We start from the raw sequence: 19590 nt of genomic DNA, 5'->3' as shown, positions 1-19590 counted from the left end.
AAGATTTAGAGTAGACTTTTTTATTTATTCTCACTTCAAAAGTATTTTCTTTCAAAATATTACGCAGACTAATCCTACTGTACCTTTTGCTGAACTTTATAAGCCATGAATTCGATTCTATGTTAGCGACTAAAGTCGATGATGCGAAAAGCTAACTTAGAATGATAAAACTAAAGGGAAACATATTTAATCATAAATTTAAAGCTCTCATTCTTATTCTCTTTATGATTCTTTTTGGCCAATCTTTTTTAAGTTTTGGTCAAGAGGATATTAATAAAAAGAAGTTTGAGCTAGGTAAACTAAAGTCTGGTAGCCCCAACCCTGGTAAACCAACAGATGTACAGGTTGGAATGTTAGTTATTGACATAGACGAAATCAGTGATTCAGATCAGAGTTTTACAGTGAATTTCTTCTACGTTTTAAGATGGAGAGATACTCGTTTAGCACATGATCAAGGTGATGTAATGATTCAACCTTTGGATAGTATTTGGAATCCGAGAATTCAGCTTACCAATCAGCAGAAAGTATGGAGTACATTTCCAAAAACAGTGTCAATTTCTCGGGATGGACTTGTGACTTACAGGCAAAGAGTGTGGGGGAATTTCTCTCAACCCTTGAAGTTACATGATTTTCCGATGGATGAGCAGGTTTTTACAATCACAATGGCTGCTGCTGGTTACAATCACAATGATGTTAGTTTTATAATTAATGATTCTTTGGCCTATGTTACCCGTACACCATCCATTGCCGATTGGAAAATATTAAGTCATAAAGCCTTTAAAGATGATTTACAAATAATCCCTAGTCGCCCTGGAGTAGCATCTGTAAGTCTGAGTTTTGTGGCTAAGAGATATTTGGGCTATTATGTTTTTACCATTATTATTCCTCTGATTTTAATCATGTTAATGGCAAGTATCATTTTTTGGTTACCTGCAACTGATATTGGGCATCGAGTCAGTGTATCAATTACTTCCATGTTGACTGTGATTGCTTACCGTTTCATGATTACAAATTCATTGCCTGTCATATCTTATTTAACGAGGTTAGATAAATACATTTTGTTTTCGACAGTACTTATTTTTAGTACTCTATTTTACAGTATTTTAGTGAAGCACAAAGGCGATGTGAAAGGTGTAGAATTTGCAGCAAAAATAGATGGGAAAGCCAAAGTTTGGTATCCTATCATTATTATTCTAGCAACAGCTCTAACCTTGATTTTAGGAGTTATCTAGACGGCCTGTAAACGATGGGAGAACAGCCTAATAGTAGTGCCTTTAGTTTTGATTCTTTCTCTGCGATCATGAGTTCTTTTACAAAAGTAGTTACATTACGGAGTGTTTCAGGAGGATTAATTTCAGGAATTTCAAAGTTTTTATTCTTTCTCAAAAAAGAGTAGTTTTTCCAAAGAGCATTTTTGAGTTTAGGGAGAGTTGTAGGTTCTCTAAGGATTTTCAGAATATCAATTTTGATTTGTTCGAAAGTGGCAAAAGTAGATTCTGAATTCAGTTCTGCGATTAATGTACCAAGTGCTCTTGCTTTCTTTTCGTTGAGTTCTTGACAAAGATATTTGAGATAATGCCAAATTTCAGATACTGATTTTGCAGAATTAAGGTCCTGCCTACAAAGCCATACAAATGCAACAAGTCTGCGTTTTGCATCCCACCATTTTACAGGACTTTGCAATTCTTGAGATGGGATTAAGAAAAATTCTTCTTTTACCAATAAAGAGCCAAATACACCAGGCGGTTTCCCTAAGCTAGTATTTTTAAGTGTTGTTCGCTTCACCCCACAAGTTGGACTGCCTTCCATGTAAATGAAAGCATTGATTTCGGCACTTCTTAATGTTTGTAGACACATTTCTGATGCGTTGCGAAGTGATTCAGAAAGGTTTTCACCTTTTTTACTTTTGATGATTGCTTTGCCTTCCCAAAAGTCATCTCCATTTCCACCAACAAGTTTAATCGTTGGTCTAGGAACTCCCATTCCACTCATTACTTCTGGGCAAAGTGGCGTCCACCTAAAATCAGATTTTTCACGTTGCAATCCATCAAGCATATCCCAACCTTTAGCATTGTATCTAACTTTAGAGCCAGCCATACATGCAGAGATTCCAATACTTATTTTTTCTGTGAGGATGTTTTCTATCATTCTTTAATATAGGAAGAATTGGATGAAAAGAGGAGATGATGGTTGTATTAAATAAAAGTAAATGAGGGTGTGATGATTAAAAATAAGACCTAACTAAGTTTTTATTTGAACAAATCATAGTTAACTTACTTTTTCTAAGATGTCAATTTTTTAAAAGCAAACGAGTCGTATATGGAAATGGTACCTATTCTGATAGCAATTGGAGGAGCGTTAGTTGCCTTAATTGTTTTGTTATATTTTATCCCTGTTGACCTTTGGATTACAGCACAGTTTTCTAATGTGAAGGTTGGTTTACTTCAATTGGTATTTATGCGAATCCGTAAAGTACCGCCAAAAGTTATAGTAAATTCTTTAATTACGGCTACCAAAGCTGGTTTGGCTGTAACCACTACCGATTTGGAAACTCACTATCTTGCGGGTGGTCATGTGCCGTCGGTAATTAAGGCCCTAATTTCAGCTGATAAAGCAAATATTGACCTTTCTTTTAAACAAGCTGCTGCTATTGACCTAGCTGGTAGAGATGTATTTGAAGCTGTTCAAATTTCAGTAAATCCTCGAGTAATTAATACGCCTCCTGTTGCAGCAGTTGCACAAGATGGTATTCAATTGGTAGCTAAAGCCAGAGTTACTGTTCGTGCAAATATTGCACAATTAGTCGGTGGTGCTGGAGAAGATACAATCTTAGCTCGTGTAGGTGAAGGTATTGTAACCTCAATCGGTTCTTCTGATTCTCATAAAAAAGTACTTGAAAATCCAGATCGTATTTCTAAACTTGTTTTGGGTAAAGGATTGGATTCTGGAACTGCTTTTGAAATCTTGTCAATTGATATTGCAGACATAGATGTAGGGAAAAACATTGGTGCTGCTCTTCAAACAGACCAAGCGCAAGCTGACTTGAAAGTTGCTGAAGCAAAGGCTGAAGAGCGTAGAGCAATGGCCGTAGCTGAAGAACAAGAGAATAAAGCAAAAGCGCAAGAAGCAAGAGCAAAAGTAATTGAGGCAGAAGCTGAGATTCCTTTAGCAATGTCTGAAGCATTCAGAAGTGGTAATCTTGGAATCATGGATTATTACAAAATGAAAAATATTGAGGCTGATACTTCAATGAGAGATTCAATTGCAGAATCGGATACTTCAACAACGAAAAAGAAGAATAACGATAGTGATGACTAATAATATCATCGTTTATTCTTAGAAAATAAAGAACCCCAAAATTGTGAAATATCGCAGTTTTGGGGTTTCATTTTGAGGTGTGAGATTTTACTTCTCAACTTTAGGAGGGGTGTTTTTTTTATATTCTTGCCAAGCTAAAGCTCCAGAACCTAGAATTGCAGGATTTGCATCTTTGATGCCAGAAGTAAGGATTTTTACTTTTCCTTTGAAGATTGGCATAAGATTCTGTTCCATATATTTTTTAGTTGGCTCAGTAATTAAATGACCAGCATTTGCCAATCCTCCTGTAAGAATAAATGCAGCAGGACTAAGGTGAGCAACGGTATCTGCTAATTTAATCCCCAAGATCATTCCTGTGTAGTCAAAAGCTTCTAATGCTACAGCATCTCTATTATTGGCCGCTTCAGAAATCATAGCAGCATCCAGATCGTCATATGCAACATTGGATAAAACACTATTTCCATTATGTTCACAAAGCATTTTGAATACAGTTCTTTTTATTCCTGTTGCAGAAACGTAAGTTTCTAAACAGCCTTTTTTACCACACCCACAGATTCTACCATCAAATTTTACACTTACGTGACCTAATTCACCAGCAAAACCATCATGACCTGTTGCAAGTTCTCCATTCACTATGATACCACTTCCGAGCCCTGTACCGAGTGTAATGACAATAACATCATCTAAGCCTTTTGCTGCGCCAAACTGTAATTCCCCAAGAGCAGCAGCATTTGCATCATTTGTGATGTAAACAGGTAGGTGAAGTGCTTTATTGACAAAATAGGCTAGAGGAACATCGTCACCCCAAGCTTTTAGATTTGGCGCTTTTTCAATCTTTCCATTATGAAAATTAGCATTTGGAGCTCCAATTCCAATTGCTACAATAGTCATACTTTCTTTGATCTCTTTTTTTAATAGATCAACTTGAGAAGTTAAGCGTTCAAGAAAAATGTCTATGGATTGATCTGCAAAAGTCGGAATTGATGATTCTCCATGTACTTTTCCTTTTTCGTCTACAAACCCGAGTTTGGTATTTGTACCACCTATATCTATACCTAGTGTTACTTCTTTCATAAATGATGAATTAAAGGGTGTTTTTTTGAGTAACACTGAATCTTCTAGGGAAATTTCCCGATGGAAGATTGAAGGGAAAAAAGTAAAAAGTATAAAAAAATCCCATTTCTTATCTCTAGAATAAGAAATGGGATTTTCTATAGAATTGATAATGCTTATTCAGCAGCTTCTTCAGAATCCTCTTCTTCTTCAGCAGCTTCTAATGCTTCTGGGTAGTAAGTTACCAATAGGTTGTACCAGTTTACAAGTTTCTTGATGTCAGAAGTGTAAACTCTATCTCTGTCATATGCAGGAAGAATTGATGCTAAGAAATCAGCAAGTTCATCTGCATCAGAAGTATTGACATCAGCTTTAGCTCCTTCACAAGCTTTTTTCATCAAACCAAATACATCTTCTAATGGCACTGACTCTTCAGCTTCTCCTTCTACATAAACAGAAATCTCTTTCAAAACTGAAATACGTTGAGTAGCATTTACTACTGATTTCATTTTTTTCTCAGCAATAGTCTCAACGATTACTCCATTACGAGTAGGCTTCAAGATTTTGAAGATTCCTGGTTTTCCGGCAATTGCCGCTACATCTTTCAAATTCATTATTATATCATTTAATGCGTTAATACCACTCTAAAGTGCTATTTGATCATCTAACGTTCAAAGCAGGGACAAAAATAAGGATTTCATTAGGATTGAAAAATACACTATCACAATTTCCCGAAAAAGAATTTGAAATTATTAAAAACAAGTCCGAATTCATCTTATTATAAGGGTGGTTTGAGCTTTAGTCATTTTTAAAAATAAAAAAGGCTAACTCGATTGAGCTAGCCTTTTAGAAGATATATAGATAGATATTTTCTTTCTTCAGAAAAGAGATTATCCTACAATCAAGTTAAGAGCTGAAAGTACAGCCACTCCCCATAAAATTGGAGAAACTTCTTTACCTTTTCCTGCTACTACTTTCACCAATACAAATGAGATGAAACCGAAGCTAAGACCATTACTGATACTGTAAGTTAATGGCATTAGGAAAATAGTAAGGAATGCAGGAATTGCTTCTGTAATATCTCCAAGGTTGATTTTAGAAACATTCTTGAACATATAAACACCTACAATAATCAAAGCTGGAGCTGTAGCAAATGCTGGTACAATTCCGATGATTGGTGTAAACAACATTGCTAACAAGAAGAATGCTGCAGTGAAAATAGAAGCTAAACCTGTACGAGCACCAGCAGAAATACCTGAAGCTGACTCGATATAAGTAGTTGTAGTTGAAGTACCCAATACTGCACTTAGAAGTGTAGCTAATGAATCTGCTTCAAGAACTTCACCTACTTTTTCAATAGAACCATCTTTCTTCACCATTTTAGCTTCGTAAGAACAAGCGATGATTGTACCTACAGAGTCAAAAAGGTCAACGAACATGAATGAGAAGATTGGGCCAATCAAAGACCATTTCAAAGCACCCATAATGTCCAATTTGAAAGCGATTGGCTCAATTGAAGGAGGCGTTGAGATAATACTATCTGGAAGAGCAACTTCTCCCAATACCATACCCAATACAGTAGTGATCAAGATACCTAAAAGAATACCACCTTTGATACCTTTGATTTCTAAGATTGCAGTTACAGTCAAACCTACAAGACCAAGAATAACTGGCGTAGTGAATTCTCCTAAGCTAACTAGTGTAGCTGGATTATCTACGATCATTCCCAAGTTTTTGAACCCGATGAATGAAATAAACAAACCAATACCTGCCGCCATAGAAAGACGTAGTGTAATTGGGATTGCTTTTACGATTTTCTCACGAAGACCGATGAATGTAAATAAAACGAATACAATACCTGAAAGGAATACTACACCAAGTGCAACTTCCCAGCTAACGCCTTTACCAAATACAAGAGAGTAAGTAAAGAATGCATTTAGCCCCATTCCAGGTGCCATTGCGAAAGGTAGGTTAGCTCTAAGAGCTACTAAAATAGTACCGATAAATGCTGAAAGACACGTAACGGTGATTAGTGCACCTTTGTCCATTCCAGCGTCTCCTAAGATGCTTGGATTGACAAAGATGATATAAGCCATTGTCAAGAACGTAGTTAATCCTCCTACAAATTCTTTAGTGACAGTTGTATTTCTTTGCGAAAGTTTAAAGATTCTTTCAATCATTTTGGTAGGGAGTTTGTAAACCCTTACACTCACTACTACTTGAGTGTAAGGATTTTAAATTTAAATTTCTACATCCTAGATCAAATGCGCTTTTCATCTAGGAAATGTATTTTTGAAATGCTTTGTTCCTTAAAACTGGTTTTTAGAAAGTGTATTTAACACCAAGAGTTGTGTTTACCATCCAGTCGTCATCGAACTGAGCTTCAGCAAAACCTTTACTAATTTCAACTTCTCCACCAACTGCAAAGTTATCGTTCACGTTGTACCAGATTTGAGGCTCTGTTAAGAATACAGCTTGTTTGCTGATACTAGTTGCTTCAGGATTAAGCTGATCTGCTAAGCTGTCATCTGTCCAGATATCCAAGAAACCATTGAACATTACTTTTCCATCAAACAACGGCTTGAACCAAACCAAAGTAAATTGGAAGTCAGTGTTCTTTTCGTTGCTAGGAATGAATTTATAAGAAATAGTTGGGTGGAAGAAGAATCCTCCGATTGAGAACGGACGCCCCATACCTAATAAAAATGCTTGGTCGATAGCGATAGCATCAGTACCCCCAGCAAAAAAACCATCGTTGTATTCAACGTGTAGGTTCAGTTTGTTCTCGTTTAAATAAAATTTGTGTGAGATTTCCCAATAAGCCAAAGACATTTGCTTATTGTCTTCATTGTTCATGTTGTAGTCGAAGTCTACAAACATGAAAGTCTCTCCTTTCTCTGCAGGTCTAAAATATTCAAAAGTAGTAGTTATGTACTTACGAGTCTCCCCAAAATCGTAATGAGCTTGAATGTTTTGAGCTGAAGCTTCGAAGTTTGCTAAAAATGCAAAAGAAAGAACTAAAAGTGTTAATACTTTTTTCATTAGTGATACGTGATTCATTTATTTTATTTTTTTTCAACAGCACTGTGAAATGACTAAATCTCAGTCCTGATTTATCCTCAATTTGATTGGTACCATCCGTCGAATTGATGCTGCAAAAGTAGAAGCGCATGTTAAGCTATCCTAAAAAAAGTGCAAATAAATTGTTAATAAGTACAATTGTTGGATAATGGAAAATAAACGAAAAATTCACGTTAAATGAACATTTATTCACTATCAATTAGCTCATAATCTGATCCTTCCACGCCTAAGTTAATGTTGTTAAATACCTCTTGAGCCTCTTCGAGCAAAATGTTAAGATTTTTATAACGTGCAGAAAAGTGGCCTAAAATTAGCTTACCTACTTTGGCTCTTTTTGCAATTAGTGCAGCTTGTTTTGCGGTACTATGAAATGTGTACGTAGCACGGTCTTTATGTTGTTCAGAAAAGGTAGATTCATGATATAATAAATCTACATTTTTTAACAATGGTATTAACTCTTCACGATAAGCTGTGTCTGAACAATAGGCATAAGAACGACTCTTTTTAGCAGGTAGGGTTACCTCATCAGATTTGTATTCAACATCTTCAAAAACCACATCAATTCCACTCTTCAATTGTTTGTACATTTCAAAGGGCATTCCATACGGTAATTTTTCAGCTAGAAGCTTTCTTGGTTTTGGTTTTTCTTGAAATAGAAAACCTCTACAAAAGATGCGGTGACTCAAAGGAAGTGTATCTACCGTGATAAATTCATCCTCATAAATCGTAGCTGTAGGATCAGTAGGTGTGGGATGAAAAATAATACTGAAGGTAAGTTGTGTATCGGAATGTTTGAAAGAAGTGGTTAAAATGTCATCAAGACCACTTGGCGCATGAATGTGTAATTCTTCCTGTCGTCTGTTTAACTGCATAGAAGAAATAAGTCCTGGTAAGCCGAAAAAGTGATCTCCATGCAAATGACTAATGAAAATCCTAGAAATTTTCATTGGGCTTATTCCGTACTTGAGTAATTGGTATTGTGCCCCTTCTCCACAATCAATCAAAAAATGAGATTTCCCAATAGTTAGGTATTGAGAGCTCATGAAACGATCGCCGATTGGTGTGGCACCACTACTTCCTAAAATCTTTAATTCGAAAGGCACTTGTAATATTGGTTCTAGTTAATTGAATTTTTAGCTATAGAAAAAACACCTGCCAAGGGGTTTATGTCTCGACAGGTGTTTTATTTAAAGATTTAGTTTCTTTTTAGTCTTCGTCTGAAGGCTCAGTACCCAAATCTTTTTCAATCTCATGCAAGAAGATCGCCTCGATTGCTTCTTGTTTTGTTGGAAGGATGTTTAATACAGATTCCAATTTTGAGATTTTGATTAATTTCATCACGTGATCAGAAATGTTGCAGATGACAAATTCGCCATTTACATCACCAGTCATACGGTTAGCAACCAAAATGGCACTCAACCCAGACGAATCAACGTATTTTACATTTTCCAAGTCAAGGATCAAGTTTTCAGTACCTGATTGGAACAACGTAATAATTTCACTCTTAAGAAGTGGAGCTTTTAGTGAATCTAGTTTTTCCTCTTCTAAAGAGATAATTGTATATTTTTCCGACTTATCAATCGTGAATTTCATATCTAAATTTTATCTTTTTTCAAGCTATACGAAACTAAGATAAAGAAGTTTCGATGTAATACAAAGTACTTAAGAGGCTAATCGATTATCCGAAATACTTTTGGATCGCCTCTTCCATTTGTGCTTCTCTATTCTCGTAGCTTGTGCGTTCAAATTTTTCTCCTGTAATGTTTTCAAAGAGTTCGATATATCGCTCAGAAACTGAGGCTACAAACTCATCAGACATTTCTGGCTCAACTTGTCCATCTTGTCCTTGGAAACCATTCTCAATTAACCACTTTCTAACAAATTCTTTAGATAATTGTTTTTGTGGCTCGTCTTTATCTTGGCGTTCTTGGTATCCTTCAGCGTAGAAATAACGAGATGAATCTGGTGTATGAATTTCATCAATCAAATAGATGTCACCATCGTATTTACCAAATTCATATTTTGTGTCAACCAAAATCAAACCACGATCAGCGGCATATGCTTGACCAGCAGCAAATAAAGCTCTAGTATAAGCCTCAAGTTTTACGTATTCGCCTTCGCTTACAATTCCTTGTGCAAGAATTTCTTCACGAGAAATATCTTCATCATGACCTTCCATTGCTTTTGTTGTAGGCGTAATGATTGGCTCAGGCAATTTATCATTTTCCTTTAGCCCTTCTGGTAATGCCACTCCACAAAGCATTCTTTTACCTGCTTTATATTCTCTCCAAGCATGACCAGCAAGGTAGCCTCTGATTACCATTTCTACAGCGTATGCCTCACATTTTTTACCAACAGTTACGTTAGGATGAGGTGTAGCTTCCACCCAGTTAGGAACAATGTCAGCAGTCATTTGCAAGAATTTACTTGCAATCTGATTAAGAACTTGTCCTTTGTAAGGAATAGCTCTTTTGAGTACTACATCAAATGCCGAAATACGGTCTGAAGCAACGATCGCCAACTTATCCTCAAAAAAGTAAACATCTCTTACTTTTCCTTCATACTTACCATTTGATTTCTCAAACTGGAAATTGGTATTTTTTGTAGCTTCCATATTGCTGAAAAGGTCTTAGTTTTCTATCTTTTACAAATTCAAATGTGAGTGCAAAGCTAAGAAATTCACCAATTCTGTAAAGATATTTTTAACTCTAAATGGAATTTATTGCAACTTTGCCCAAATATTGAGGAATCTTAGCGTAATGGTGAAGGAAGTTAGTCTCTCCTAAAGAGCATTCTAGAAATGTTTCATTTTCTTAATACTATCAAACAAAACAATTACTATGAAGCAAATTGTGTTGATAAGACATGCAGAAGCAGAAAACAGTTACTTGGGTGGGTCGGACTTCGACAGAGATTTAACCACTGAAGGAATTACACATGCTATTCAGTTGGGGAGAGAATTAAATACTGAAGGTTTAGAAGTAGATAAACTGATTTTTAGTACCGCTCAAAGAACAAAAGAAACAACTCGATACATTTCTGAGTTATTAAACCTTTCCGAAGAAAAGTTGGAGGAAGCTCCTTCAATTTATAATGCTTCTGTTGGGCAACTTTACGAGATGATTCAAGGCTTAGATAATACTATGAATTCGGTGGTTTTGGTAGGTCATAATCCTGCAATAAGCTATCTAGCAGAGTATTTAACAGAAGAATTTTACTCTTTTGTACCAGCTTCTGCAGTAGCCATCGAATTGGATGTAGAAGAGTGGAATCATATCGTAAAAGGATTCGGAACGATTAAATTCACAAAAAGAATGTGATATCACAATGAATTTGCATTAATTTGCAATTAATGTAATTATACGTCTAATCCGTTGTGATATTTTTAATTATTTCTCGAGCAAACTATCATGAGTGAAAAAAAATTCTTTGTCATTGATTTCGACAGTACCTTCACACAAGTTGAAGCCTTAGATGTTTTGATCGAAATTTCACATGCTGAAAACCCTGATAAAGAGGATTTAGCAAACCAAGTGAAAGAACTTACAGATCAAGCTATGGAAGGTTCTTTGTCTTTTGATGAAGCACTAGATCGAAGAGTAAAACTATTGGATGCTAACAAAAAGCATATCGATACATTAGTTTCAGAATTGAAAGGTAAGGTTTCCGATTCCTTTAAAAGAAACAAAGAATTTCTTTCGCAAAATGCTGAGGATGTTTTTATCGTTTCAAATGGCTTTAAAGATTTCATTACTCCTGTAGTGAGCGAGTATGGTATCTTGGAGCAAAATATTTTCGCAAATACATTTACTTATGATGTAGACGGAAATATTAATGGCTATGACACTGAAAACCTACTTACTAAACCACAAGGTAAGGTTGCTCAAATGAAAGAGCTTGATCTTAAAGGTGAAGTTTTGGTAATTGGTGATGGCTATACTGATTATGAAATTAGAAAGGAGGGAATGGCTGACAAGTTCTACGCATTTACTGAAAATGTAAGTAGACCTTCTGTAGTTGAGAATGCAGATATGGTTGCGCCAAACCTAGATGAAATCCTTTACGAAAATAAATTACCAATGGCGGTTTCTTATCCAAAAAGCCGAATCAAGGTATTGTTGCTAGAAAACGTTCATCCGAATGCTAAAGCAACTCTTGAGGAAGAAGGCTATCAAGTTGAGCTTCATAAAGGAGCAATGGACGAAGAAGAATTGTCTGAGAAGATCAAAGATGTTTCAATCATCGGTATCCGATCTAAGACAAATATCACGAAAAAGGTATTGGAAAATGCCAACCGTCTGATGGCAATTGGTACGTTCTGTATCGGAACGAACCAAGTTGATCTTGAAACAGCTCAAGAGAAAGGAATTGCAGTATTTAATGCTCCTTTCAGTAACACTCGTAGTGTGGTTGAGCTTGCACTTGGTGAAATTATCATGTTGATGCGTAATATTCCTGATAATATTGAAATGATGCATCAAGGAAAATGGAACAAGTCGGCTACGGGTTCATTTGAGATCAGAAACAAGAAGTTAGGAATTATTGGATACGGAAATATCGGATCACAACTTTCTGTAATAGCAGAGGCTGTGGGTATGGAAGTATACTATTACGATATTATTGAGAAGCTTGCACTTGGTAATGCCAAAAAGTGTACTTCACTTGAGGAGCTTCTAAATAAAGTGGATGTAGTTTCACTTCATGTAGATGGTCGTGCAGAAAACAAGAGTTTCTTCGGTGCGAAGGAGTTCGCAATGATGAAAGACGGGGCTACTTTTGTAAACCTTGCAAGAGGTCCTGTAGTTGACGTTCAAGCACTTCGTGATGCACTAGATAGTGGAAAGCTAAAAGGTGCGGGTGTAGATGTTTTCCCTACTGAGCCAAAAAATAATCAAGAGCCATTTAAGTCGGTACTTCAAGGTGCTAAAAACTTGATTTTGACTCCTCACATTGGTGGTAGTACTTTGGAAGCACAAGAAAACATTGCTGAATTTGTGCCCAATAAGTTGATTGACTATGTAAATACGGGTAATACATTTAATAGTGTAAACTTCCCTAACTTACAATTGCCTCAATTGAATAATGCACACCGTTTGCTTCATATTCATAGAAACGAAGCTGGGGTTTTGGCAAAAATCAACAGTATCATGGCAGATTACGGAATCAATATTGTTGGCCAGTATTTGAAGACAAACGAGAAAATTGGTTACGTGATCACAGATATCGACAAGGCTTATGATCCGAAATTGATTGAAGCATTGAAAGAAATTGAAGGAACAATTAAATTGAGAGTGCTATATTAATTTTTTAGCATATCATTTAAACAATTAGAGCTTTCAATTATTTACTGATATATATAACCCTAAGAATCGCTGTATTCTTAGGGTTTGCTTATACTTTAGTTTCTGTTACTTATGACTAAAAATTATCACCTTACACCAGGACCAAGCGAATTGTATTTTACAGTTCCAGATCATATTCAAATGGCTTTGAAAAACAATGTGGCTTCAATTTCTCACAGAAGCCAAGCTTTCAAAGACATTTATGCACATACAGAAAAAGAAGTAAGAAAACTTCTTAGCATTCCAGAAGACTATTTTATGGTCTTTACAAGCTCTGCCAATGAAATATGGGAGCGTTTGCTACAAAACTGTACAAGTGAATCTTCTTTCCACTTGGTGAATGGCTCTTTCTCAAAGAAATTCTATGATTTCTCAACGCAATTGGGGCGAAATGCTCAGAAAGTAGAAGCTCCATTTGGTGAAGGATTCAAGACAGATGAAATCGAATTTCCATCAGATGTTGAGATGATTTGCCTAACGCAAAATGAAACCTCTTCGGGTGTCCAACTTCCAGTTGAGGAAATTTATAAGGTTAGAGAAAGAAATCAAGAAGCTCTGATTGTTCTAGATGCTGTTTCAGCTGTTCCTTATGTTGATCTTGATCTTACTAAAATTGATTCCCTTTACTTTTCTGTGCAAAAAGGAATGGGATTGCCTGCAGGTCTTGGAGTTTGGGTTTTCAATCAAAGATGTGTAGATAAGTGTAATCAATTGATGGAAGCTGGACAGAAAGTTGGAACTTACCACAGCATTCCAGCTCTTCTGAAACAAGCTGAAAACAATATGACTCCAGAAACGCCGAATGTCTTGAATATTTACCTTTTGGGTAAAGTAGCAGAAGATATGAACCGTAGAGGAGTAGATATGATTCGTGGAGAAATGGATTATAAGTCTACCATGACTTATGGTTTGCTAGACCGTCACCCGAATTTTAAGCCTATTGTTGATAACAAAGACCATCGTTCTAAAACGGTTATCGTTACTGAGGTGATTGGAAAAGAGCCTTCTGAAGTAATTGATTATTTGAAGAAAGAGGGACTTATTATTGGTACAGGTTACGGAAAATATAAAGCAAATCAAGTACGTATTGCTAACTTTCCAACACATTCAAAAGAGATATACTTTAAGTTGAATGATTTATTAGAATCATTAAAATAATAAATCAGTACTTCTTTTTATAAATGAGAAAAGGTCTTCACTTGGTGTTGGCCTTTTTTTTGGCTAGAACAAAGTTTTTCAACATTTGAAATAGACAGAAATCAGGAGTTACTCAGATACTTTTGTACTGATATGTATGTTTTTGACTACTTTTTACAATTTCTGAATTCGATAAAAACGGCTTTTAATGGCTTGTTTTCCACCATTCTAAAACAATCATCAAAACTCATTGATAATCATCACCAAAACTAGATAAATATTTGAAGATATTCACAAATGTAAAAACAACACTATACTTTATTTCTCACTTAAACTCGATTATCATGAGCACCTACAAACGCATACTCGTTCCAACAGACTTCTCAGTCCAAGCAGAAAAAGCCCTTGAGGTAGCGGTAGATATTGCTCGACGAACTCAGGCTGAAATTACATTACTACATGTAGTTGATGTACCAATGCCAGCAGGAACAGATCCAAATGCGCTTTACCACACTGTGGATTTAAGTGTGAATCCGTTCTTCAAAGAAAACAGCACGGAATACATCAACCGTAAAGTAGAAGTGTTTAGAAAAACATATGAAGATGTAACGCTTCACACTCATGTAGTATTTGATGTTACACAAAAGCATATTGCTGAATACATCTCAGAAAACCCAGCAGACATTATTGTAATGGGGACGTCGGGAGTAAATGGTATTGACGAACTCTTGGTTGGTTCAAACACTGAAAAAGTGATTAGACTATCAGGAACACCTGTATTGTCTATCAAAGACCACCAAGATGAGTTTGAGCCAAAAACAATGGTTTTTGCATCAGACTTCAAGAAAATATCTTATCAATCAGTTGAGAAACTGAAAGCGTTCCAAGCTTTGTACAATACGAAGATATTGTTCACAAAGATCATTACGCCAAACTCATTTGAGACAACGATCAAAACTGAAAACACCATTGAAGATTTTGTGAAAGAGCATAGTTTCGAAAACTATGAAATTCACCACTTCAACTTCTTCTCAGAAGAGGAAGGAATCAGAGTATTCGCAGAAGATAAAAATGCGGATTTGATTGCGATGACTACACATGGTAGAACTGGTATCTCTCACATACTCATGGGTAGTGTAGCTGAAGAAGTAGCAAATCATTCTAAGCTAGCAGTGTTGACTTTCAATCAACATTTCGATAAAAAAGATTAGACAAAGAATAGTTAAGATTATAATTTCCTTTACCAACCCGAAAGCTCAATGTTTCTGACATTGGGCTTTTTTTATGGTCGGTTTACATCCAATTAATAAAAAACTGTGTTATTCTATAAATTATCACCTAATACCCCTTCATATAAGTATGAAAGTAATTATGAAATTCGTGAAATACTTTTTGGTATTCACTGTCGGAATGATTGTATTGACTACAGGACTCTTTTACCTGAATAGGAAAGCAATCAAAGATAAAGTAATCGACATAGCTAATAGCTTACAACCAGGAGAATTAAAAGTACAGAAAATCCATTTATCCCCTTTTTCCCATTTTCCCAAAGTGTCTTTGCGACTGCAAGATGTAACTTATTTTGAACGAGCAGAAGAGATTAGAGAAGAGAAAGAACGTCCTATTTGCAAGATCAATGATTTTTATCTTGCCTTCAATATTTCAGATTTGATGGTCGGAAACATAAATGTAGCAGAGGTAACTCTTGATAGTGCTTACTTTGGACTTCTCCAATATCAAGATTCTTCATTGAATATTTTTAATGCAGTTGGATTTGACCCAACAGACTCTACCCAAACAAAGGAAGAAACAAAAGAAGTACAGCGAGATAAACCTTTGGATATTGTATTGGAACGACTAGAAATAAACAATCTAGTCTTAGATTTTGAGAGTGAACCTAAAGAGAAAAGAGCTGCGCTGAGGGTTGACCATTTTGATACTAGTTTTCAACTTCGAGATCGTAGATTGTATTCCAAAATCAATACAAACATGACACTTTTGGGAATTAAGCATAAAGAAAAAGTAATGCTTAAGGATAAGCCCATCAGTTTTAAGAGTCACCTAAAAATCAATCAGAACAATATGTTCATTGAGATTTTGGAAGCACATTTATCCGTTTTTGAAGCTCAATTTGGGATTGAAGGAAGCTATGCAGTTCAGCAGAATGGTTATGCTGACCTGAAAATTAATGCTGAAAAAGAAGATTTAAGTTTGCTAACGTTCCTCACAAATGGTTGGGTAAATACCAAAGGACAAAAAAGTGAAGACAATGGGAAAATCTATCTCAATGCAACAATAAAGGGAGAAACAAAAGATACAATTCCATTTATTGAAGCAAATTTTGGAGCTAAAGATGTCTCACTTTACGGTAAGGAAAATAATATCGCTTTAGAAAATATCGGTTTTAAAGGTTATCTGAGTACAGGTAGTAAAGCAGATTTATCAGAGGGAGTGATTAAACTAGAAGACTTGAATGTAGATTCAAAATCTGGAAAAATAAGGATGTCTGCTTCTGTGAAAAATTTGAAAACTCCTTACCTAGATTTTACCACCAACTCTTCCTTTGATTTAGCCACCTTGAATCCTTTCCTGAAAGGAGATAAGATAAAACACTTGAAAGGAGGAATTGAATTAAAAGGAAGTGTAAAAAGTACTATCGATAAAAAGAATAACTATTATATCAGTGATGGAGGGAAAGTAGGGCTATTCTTGAAAGATATTAGTTTTGAAATTCCTCAAACAGCGCAAAAATATGAGGACATAAACGGAATTTTGTACCTCTTTGAAAATAAGCTCGGGATTCATGACTTCAAAGCAAAAATGAATGATTCGGATATTCATTTTACAGGACAAGCTGAAAATATTTTGAAGCATTTGGCAGGTCAAAATGCAAACATGAAAATCAATGCGAAGCTAGATAGTAAAATGTTTCACATCGATGATTTTGTAAAGTTAGATAGTACTTCTCAAGTAGATCATGGGAAGATAGAAAATCTGAATATTGACCTTACACTGCAAACTACTTCAGAAAAGTTGAATAGCTATAAGTTGCTTCCTTACGGTGAATTCAAAATTAATAACCTTTCGGCAGTTCTTCCTGGCATGTCAGACCTAAAGAAGTTGAAAGGAAGACTTGAGGTTGCTCCCGAAAAAATAGTTATTGATGGCTTTGAAGGGAATTTAGGAGGAAGTAATATTAACTTATCTGCCGAGCTTTTAAATTTTGAATCGATTACTTCGAGTGATACAGAACCCCTTACTTTGAGTTATTCGATCAATTCTAATTCCATGCAGGTTGTTGACTTTTTCACATTCAAAAATAAACTGCATGTCCCACAAGAATATAAAAATGCAGCCTTGAATGGTTTTAAGGTGAATGGTAAAATTGATACAAGCAATAAAGAAATTATTAAAGAACAAGGTTTTCCATTTGGTGAGGTTACAATCAGTAAACTGGAATGGCGATTTAACCGAACGCCTCTTCTTTTTAGAGATTTCAATATCAAATTTATTCATAAACCGAATGAGATGATTATTGAAGATTTTACAGGTAAAATTGGTGAGAGTGACTTTACCTTCAATGCTCATTTGGAAAATATTACGGATAGTACCAAGCATGATTTGAAAGGAACATTTGATGTGAATGCACAGATGCTCAACTTTAATGAGTTGCTAAATGCAAATTTTGTGGAGGCTAGCAGTAGCAGTGGTAACCCCCAAGCCCAGACAACATCTCAACAAGTAAGCACTACCGATACCTTAACGTTTAATCCTTTTACGGCCAAGTATCCTTCTTTTGATCTAAAGGTGAATATATCTCACATGAAATATGCAAAGATGGATATTACGAATTTTAGAGGTCAGATTGTCACCACACCAAATCGTGTAATTCATTTTAAAGATATCGGGACTGATGCTGCAGGTGGAAGACTAAATTTTAATGGCGACCTAAATCTTATCGATGCTGAAAATGCAGTCTTCAAAAGTAAAGCTGAAGCGAAAGAATTGGATATGAATTTGATTCATTTTGAAACAACCTATGAAGGCGAAACATATAGTGTAGCAGATAATTTTGACGGTATTTTAAATGCTCAAATCAATTCATCTTTATACTTAAACCCTGATTTGACAGTGAATTTGGATAAGTCTGTAGCAGACATTGAAGCATCTATTCGGGATGGAAAAATACAAAACTTTGGTCCCTTAGAAGCCATGTCAAAATACTTTAGTAATAAAGACTTAAATAATATCAGATTTGCTGAAATCAAGAATACTTTGGAGTTGAAAAATGCGAAGGTGACTATTCCAAAAATGGATATCAGTTCTACAATCGGTCAATTGTACATTACAGGGCAGCAAGGTTTAGATATGAGTATGGCTTACCTTGTAGAAGTGCCTGTAAAGTTGGTGAGAAGTGTAGCTTGGAACACACTTACAGGTAGAAAGAAAAAAAGCGATAGTGAAGATGAGATCATGACCGATGAAGGCGGTAAATATGTTGCAATCCGAATAGTAGGAGATGTTGAGGAGTATGATGTGAAACTCGGAAAAGGTAAAAAGGTAAGACAGCATCAGAAGGAAAAAAAGAAAGAAGAAAAGAAAAGTAAAAAAGATAAAAATTAGGCTAATCAAGCCTTTACCAAATCTAAGAATCTCGGAGTTTAGAACTTCGAGATTTTTTTATGCTTCTGATTAAATGCGACTTCTTGATTATTAAGAATTTGTAAAAGTACTAAGGTTATATAAAATATTAATAAGGTTTGTTAAGTTGGAAAACTAGACTTCTCAGATTCGTATTAAGGCAATATATTCAATACAATAATAACAGCGCACAATACAAACAACTACACTAACAACTTTAAGAATGTACAAACAACAAGGGGATAAGAGGGAGTTTTTACATGATGTCAGCATGGCTGCTATTCTGTCGGGTATTGCAGGATTAGTAGGAATTACTGGTTTTCTAGCTTTCGGGATTTTACCAACCAATGTAACAGGTCATGTTGCAGATTTCTCTGTAAACTTTGCTCAAAACTTCGTAGCCAATTCTGTTCTTTGGATTGCAGCTTTCTATTCAGGAGCCTTTTTCTGTAGTTGGTATCTTGATTTTAAGTTTCCAGAGAAAAAACATTTTCCATATGTGTTTCCGATTTTCATTGAAATGCTTTTACTAATTTTTGTGGGTTTTGCACATACAAAGCAATTGGAAATGGGAATCCCAGATTCATTCTTTGCAAGTATTCTTCTATTTGCAATGGGACTTCAAAATGCATTGGTTACAAAAATTTCTGGTGCTGTAGTTCGTACAACACATATGACGGGCTTACTTACCGATTTAGCTATTGAAACTTCAAGGCTATTCAATCATAAGTCTAATTTAGATGAGAAAACTTCGAGAAGTATTTTACTTCGACTAACAATTCTTTTCTGCTTTATAATTGGTGGTGTAATAGGATATTACCTTCATGAAAGAATCGCGATTTTCACATTTATCGTACCTGCTGTAGTACTTGGTTTTACGATTATTGGAGAGCTCTTAGCTACATTCAAGATTCTTTATAAAAGACAAGGGGCACTTCCTAAATTGAAAGGCGCAATAGTGAAAACGAAATAATACAATAGCCGATATATAGAATAAGGTCTTCCAAAGCTATCTGAT

General features: G+C 35.5%; 16 protein-coding genes. 8 read left to right on the top strand and 8 right to left on the bottom strand.

Features of this window, described 5'->3' with window-relative positions; all coding sequences use genetic code 11:
• Positions 1-161: 161 nt before the first annotated feature.
• The gene (locus BC781_RS01285) at positions 162-1232 is read left to right on the top strand and encodes a ligand-gated ion channel (protein WP_109615439.1); all 1071 of its coding nucleotides are present in this window, start codon (positions 162-164) and stop codon (positions 1230-1232) included.
• On the opposite strand, the gene BC781_RS01280 is transcribed toward BC781_RS01285, so the two are convergent.
• The gene (locus BC781_RS01280; RefSeq protein ID WP_211323658.1) at positions 1225-2148 is read right to left on the bottom strand and encodes a DUF523 domain-containing protein; all 924 of its coding nucleotides are present in this window, start codon (positions 2146-2148) and stop codon (positions 1225-1227) included. The two genes, BC781_RS01285 and BC781_RS01280, sit on opposite strands and share 8 nt — an antisense overlap.
• A 171-nt stretch (positions 2149-2319) precedes the next feature.
• On the opposite strand from BC781_RS01280, the gene floA reads away from it, so the two are divergent.
• On the top strand, positions 2320-3318 hold the full coding sequence (gene floA, locus BC781_RS01275; protein ID WP_109615438.1) for a flotillin-like protein FloA: 999 nt from the start codon (positions 2320-2322) through the stop codon (positions 3316-3318).
• A gap of 87 nt (positions 3319-3405) precedes the next feature.
• On the opposite strand, the gene BC781_RS01270 is transcribed toward floA, so the two are convergent.
• The 7 genes from BC781_RS01270 to BC781_RS01240 form a co-directional block, all read right to left on the bottom strand.
• Positions 3406-4392: an ROK family protein gene (locus BC781_RS01270; RefSeq protein WP_109615437.1), complete on the bottom strand. Its 987-nt coding sequence runs from the start codon at positions 4390-4392 to the stop codon at positions 3406-3408.
• 155 nt (positions 4393-4547) lie between these two features.
• Positions 4548-4985, bottom strand: a complete 438-nt coding sequence (locus BC781_RS01265) for a DUF5606 family protein (RefSeq protein WP_109615436.1) — start codon at positions 4983-4985, stop codon at positions 4548-4550.
• Positions 4986-5261: 276 nt separating this feature from the next.
• A complete protein-coding gene (locus BC781_RS01260) occupies positions 5262-6551 on the bottom strand; it encodes an NCS2 family permease (protein WP_109615435.1) in 1290 nt (429 codons plus the stop codon).
• A gap of 142 nt (positions 6552-6693) precedes the next feature.
• Complete coding sequence (locus BC781_RS01255; RefSeq protein WP_158281364.1) at positions 6694-7413, bottom strand: DUF5020 family protein; 720 nt, start codon at positions 7411-7413, stop codon at positions 6694-6696.
• Between the two features lie 224 nt (positions 7414-7637).
• A complete protein-coding gene (locus tag BC781_RS01250; protein WP_109615433.1) occupies positions 7638-8555 on the bottom strand; it encodes a ribonuclease Z in 918 nt (305 codons plus the stop codon).
• A gap of 103 nt (positions 8556-8658) precedes the next feature.
• On the bottom strand, positions 8659-9045 hold the full coding sequence (locus BC781_RS01245) for an STAS domain-containing protein (protein WP_109615432.1): 387 nt from the start codon (positions 9043-9045) through the stop codon (positions 8659-8661).
• Positions 9046-9130: 85 nt separating this feature from the next.
• Entirely contained in the window at positions 9131-10066 is a 936-nt protein-coding gene (locus BC781_RS01240; RefSeq protein WP_109615431.1) for a phosphoribosylaminoimidazolesuccinocarboxamide synthase, read from the bottom strand.
• Between the two features lie 226 nt (positions 10067-10292).
• On the opposite strand from BC781_RS01240, the gene BC781_RS01235 reads away from it, so the two are divergent.
• From BC781_RS01235 to BC781_RS01210, 6 genes are all read left to right on the top strand, one after another.
• Positions 10293-10772 (top strand): SixA phosphatase family protein, encoded by a 480-nt coding sequence (locus BC781_RS01235; RefSeq protein ID WP_109615430.1) that lies wholly within the window; start codon positions 10293-10295, stop codon positions 10770-10772.
• A gap of 90 nt (positions 10773-10862) precedes the next feature.
• The gene (gene serA, locus BC781_RS01230) at positions 10863-12755 is read left to right on the top strand and encodes a phosphoglycerate dehydrogenase (RefSeq protein WP_109615429.1); all 1893 of its coding nucleotides are present in this window, start codon (positions 10863-10865) and stop codon (positions 12753-12755) included.
• Between the two features lie 111 nt (positions 12756-12866).
• The gene (locus BC781_RS01225) at positions 12867-13952 is read left to right on the top strand and encodes an aminotransferase class V-fold PLP-dependent enzyme (protein ID WP_109615428.1); all 1086 of its coding nucleotides are present in this window, start codon (positions 12867-12869) and stop codon (positions 13950-13952) included.
• Positions 13953-14275: 323 nt separating this feature from the next.
• Positions 14276-15142, top strand: a complete 867-nt coding sequence (locus tag BC781_RS01220) for a universal stress protein (protein WP_109615427.1) — start codon at positions 14276-14278, stop codon at positions 15140-15142.
• Between the two features lie 148 nt (positions 15143-15290).
• Positions 15291-18554 carry an AsmA-like C-terminal region-containing protein gene (locus BC781_RS01215; protein ID WP_158281363.1) on the top strand — a complete coding sequence of 1088 codons (3264 nt, stop codon included), beginning with the start codon at positions 15291-15293 and terminating at the stop codon, positions 18552-18554.
• A 241-nt stretch (positions 18555-18795) separates the two neighbouring features.
• A complete protein-coding gene (locus BC781_RS01210; RefSeq protein ID WP_109615425.1) occupies positions 18796-19545 on the top strand; it encodes a YoaK family protein in 750 nt (249 codons plus the stop codon).
• Positions 19546-19590: the final 45 nt, after the last annotated feature.

This window comes from Sediminitomix flava, from assembly GCF_003149185.1.
GTDB lineage: Bacteria > Bacteroidota > Bacteroidia > Cytophagales > Flammeovirgaceae > Sediminitomix > Sediminitomix flava.
Note: the sequence above shows the minus strand (reverse complement) of the source record. Positions and strands in the feature narration are given on the sequence as shown.

What these genes read in the sequence shown, in the direction of transcription:
- BC781_RS01285 (WP_109615439.1), top strand. Translation starts at nt 162, where the DNA reads ATGATAAAACTAAAGGGAAACATATTTAATCATAAATTTAAAGCTCTC.
- BC781_RS01280 (WP_211323658.1), bottom strand. Translation starts at nt 2,148, where the DNA reads ATGATAGAAAACATCCTCACAGAAAAAATAAGTATTGGAATCTCTGCA.
- floA (WP_109615438.1), top strand. Translation starts at nt 2,320, where the DNA reads ATGGAAATGGTACCTATTCTGATAGCAATTGGAGGAGCGTTAGTTGCC.
- BC781_RS01270 (WP_109615437.1), bottom strand. Translation starts at nt 4,392, where the DNA reads ATGAAAGAAGTAACACTAGGTATAGATATAGGTGGTACAAATACCAAA.
- BC781_RS01265 (WP_109615436.1), bottom strand. Translation starts at nt 4,985, where the DNA reads ATGAATTTGAAAGATGTAGCGGCAATTGCCGGAAAACCAGGAATCTTC.
- BC781_RS01260 (WP_109615435.1), bottom strand. Translation starts at nt 6,551, where the DNA reads ATGATTGAAAGAATCTTTAAACTTTCGCAAAGAAATACAACTGTCACT.
- BC781_RS01255 (WP_158281364.1), bottom strand. Translation starts at nt 7,413, where the DNA reads ATGAAAAAAGTATTAACACTTTTAGTTCTTTCTTTTGCATTTTTAGCA.
- BC781_RS01245 (WP_109615432.1), bottom strand. Translation starts at nt 9,045, where the DNA reads ATGAAATTCACGATTGATAAGTCGGAAAAATATACAATTATCTCTTTA.
- BC781_RS01240 (WP_109615431.1), bottom strand. Translation starts at nt 10,066, where the DNA reads ATGGAAGCTACAAAAAATACCAATTTCCAGTTTGAGAAATCAAATGGT.
- BC781_RS01235 (WP_109615430.1), top strand. Translation starts at nt 10,293, where the DNA reads ATGAAGCAAATTGTGTTGATAAGACATGCAGAAGCAGAAAACAGTTAC.
- serA (WP_109615429.1), top strand. Translation starts at nt 10,863, where the DNA reads ATGAGTGAAAAAAAATTCTTTGTCATTGATTTCGACAGTACCTTCACA.
- BC781_RS01225 (WP_109615428.1), top strand. Translation starts at nt 12,867, where the DNA reads ATGACTAAAAATTATCACCTTACACCAGGACCAAGCGAATTGTATTTT.
- BC781_RS01220 (WP_109615427.1), top strand. Translation starts at nt 14,276, where the DNA reads ATGAGCACCTACAAACGCATACTCGTTCCAACAGACTTCTCAGTCCAA.
- BC781_RS01215 (WP_158281363.1), top strand. Translation starts at nt 15,291, where the DNA reads ATGAAAGTAATTATGAAATTCGTGAAATACTTTTTGGTATTCACTGTC.
- BC781_RS01210 (WP_109615425.1), top strand. Translation starts at nt 18,796, where the DNA reads ATGTACAAACAACAAGGGGATAAGAGGGAGTTTTTACATGATGTCAGC.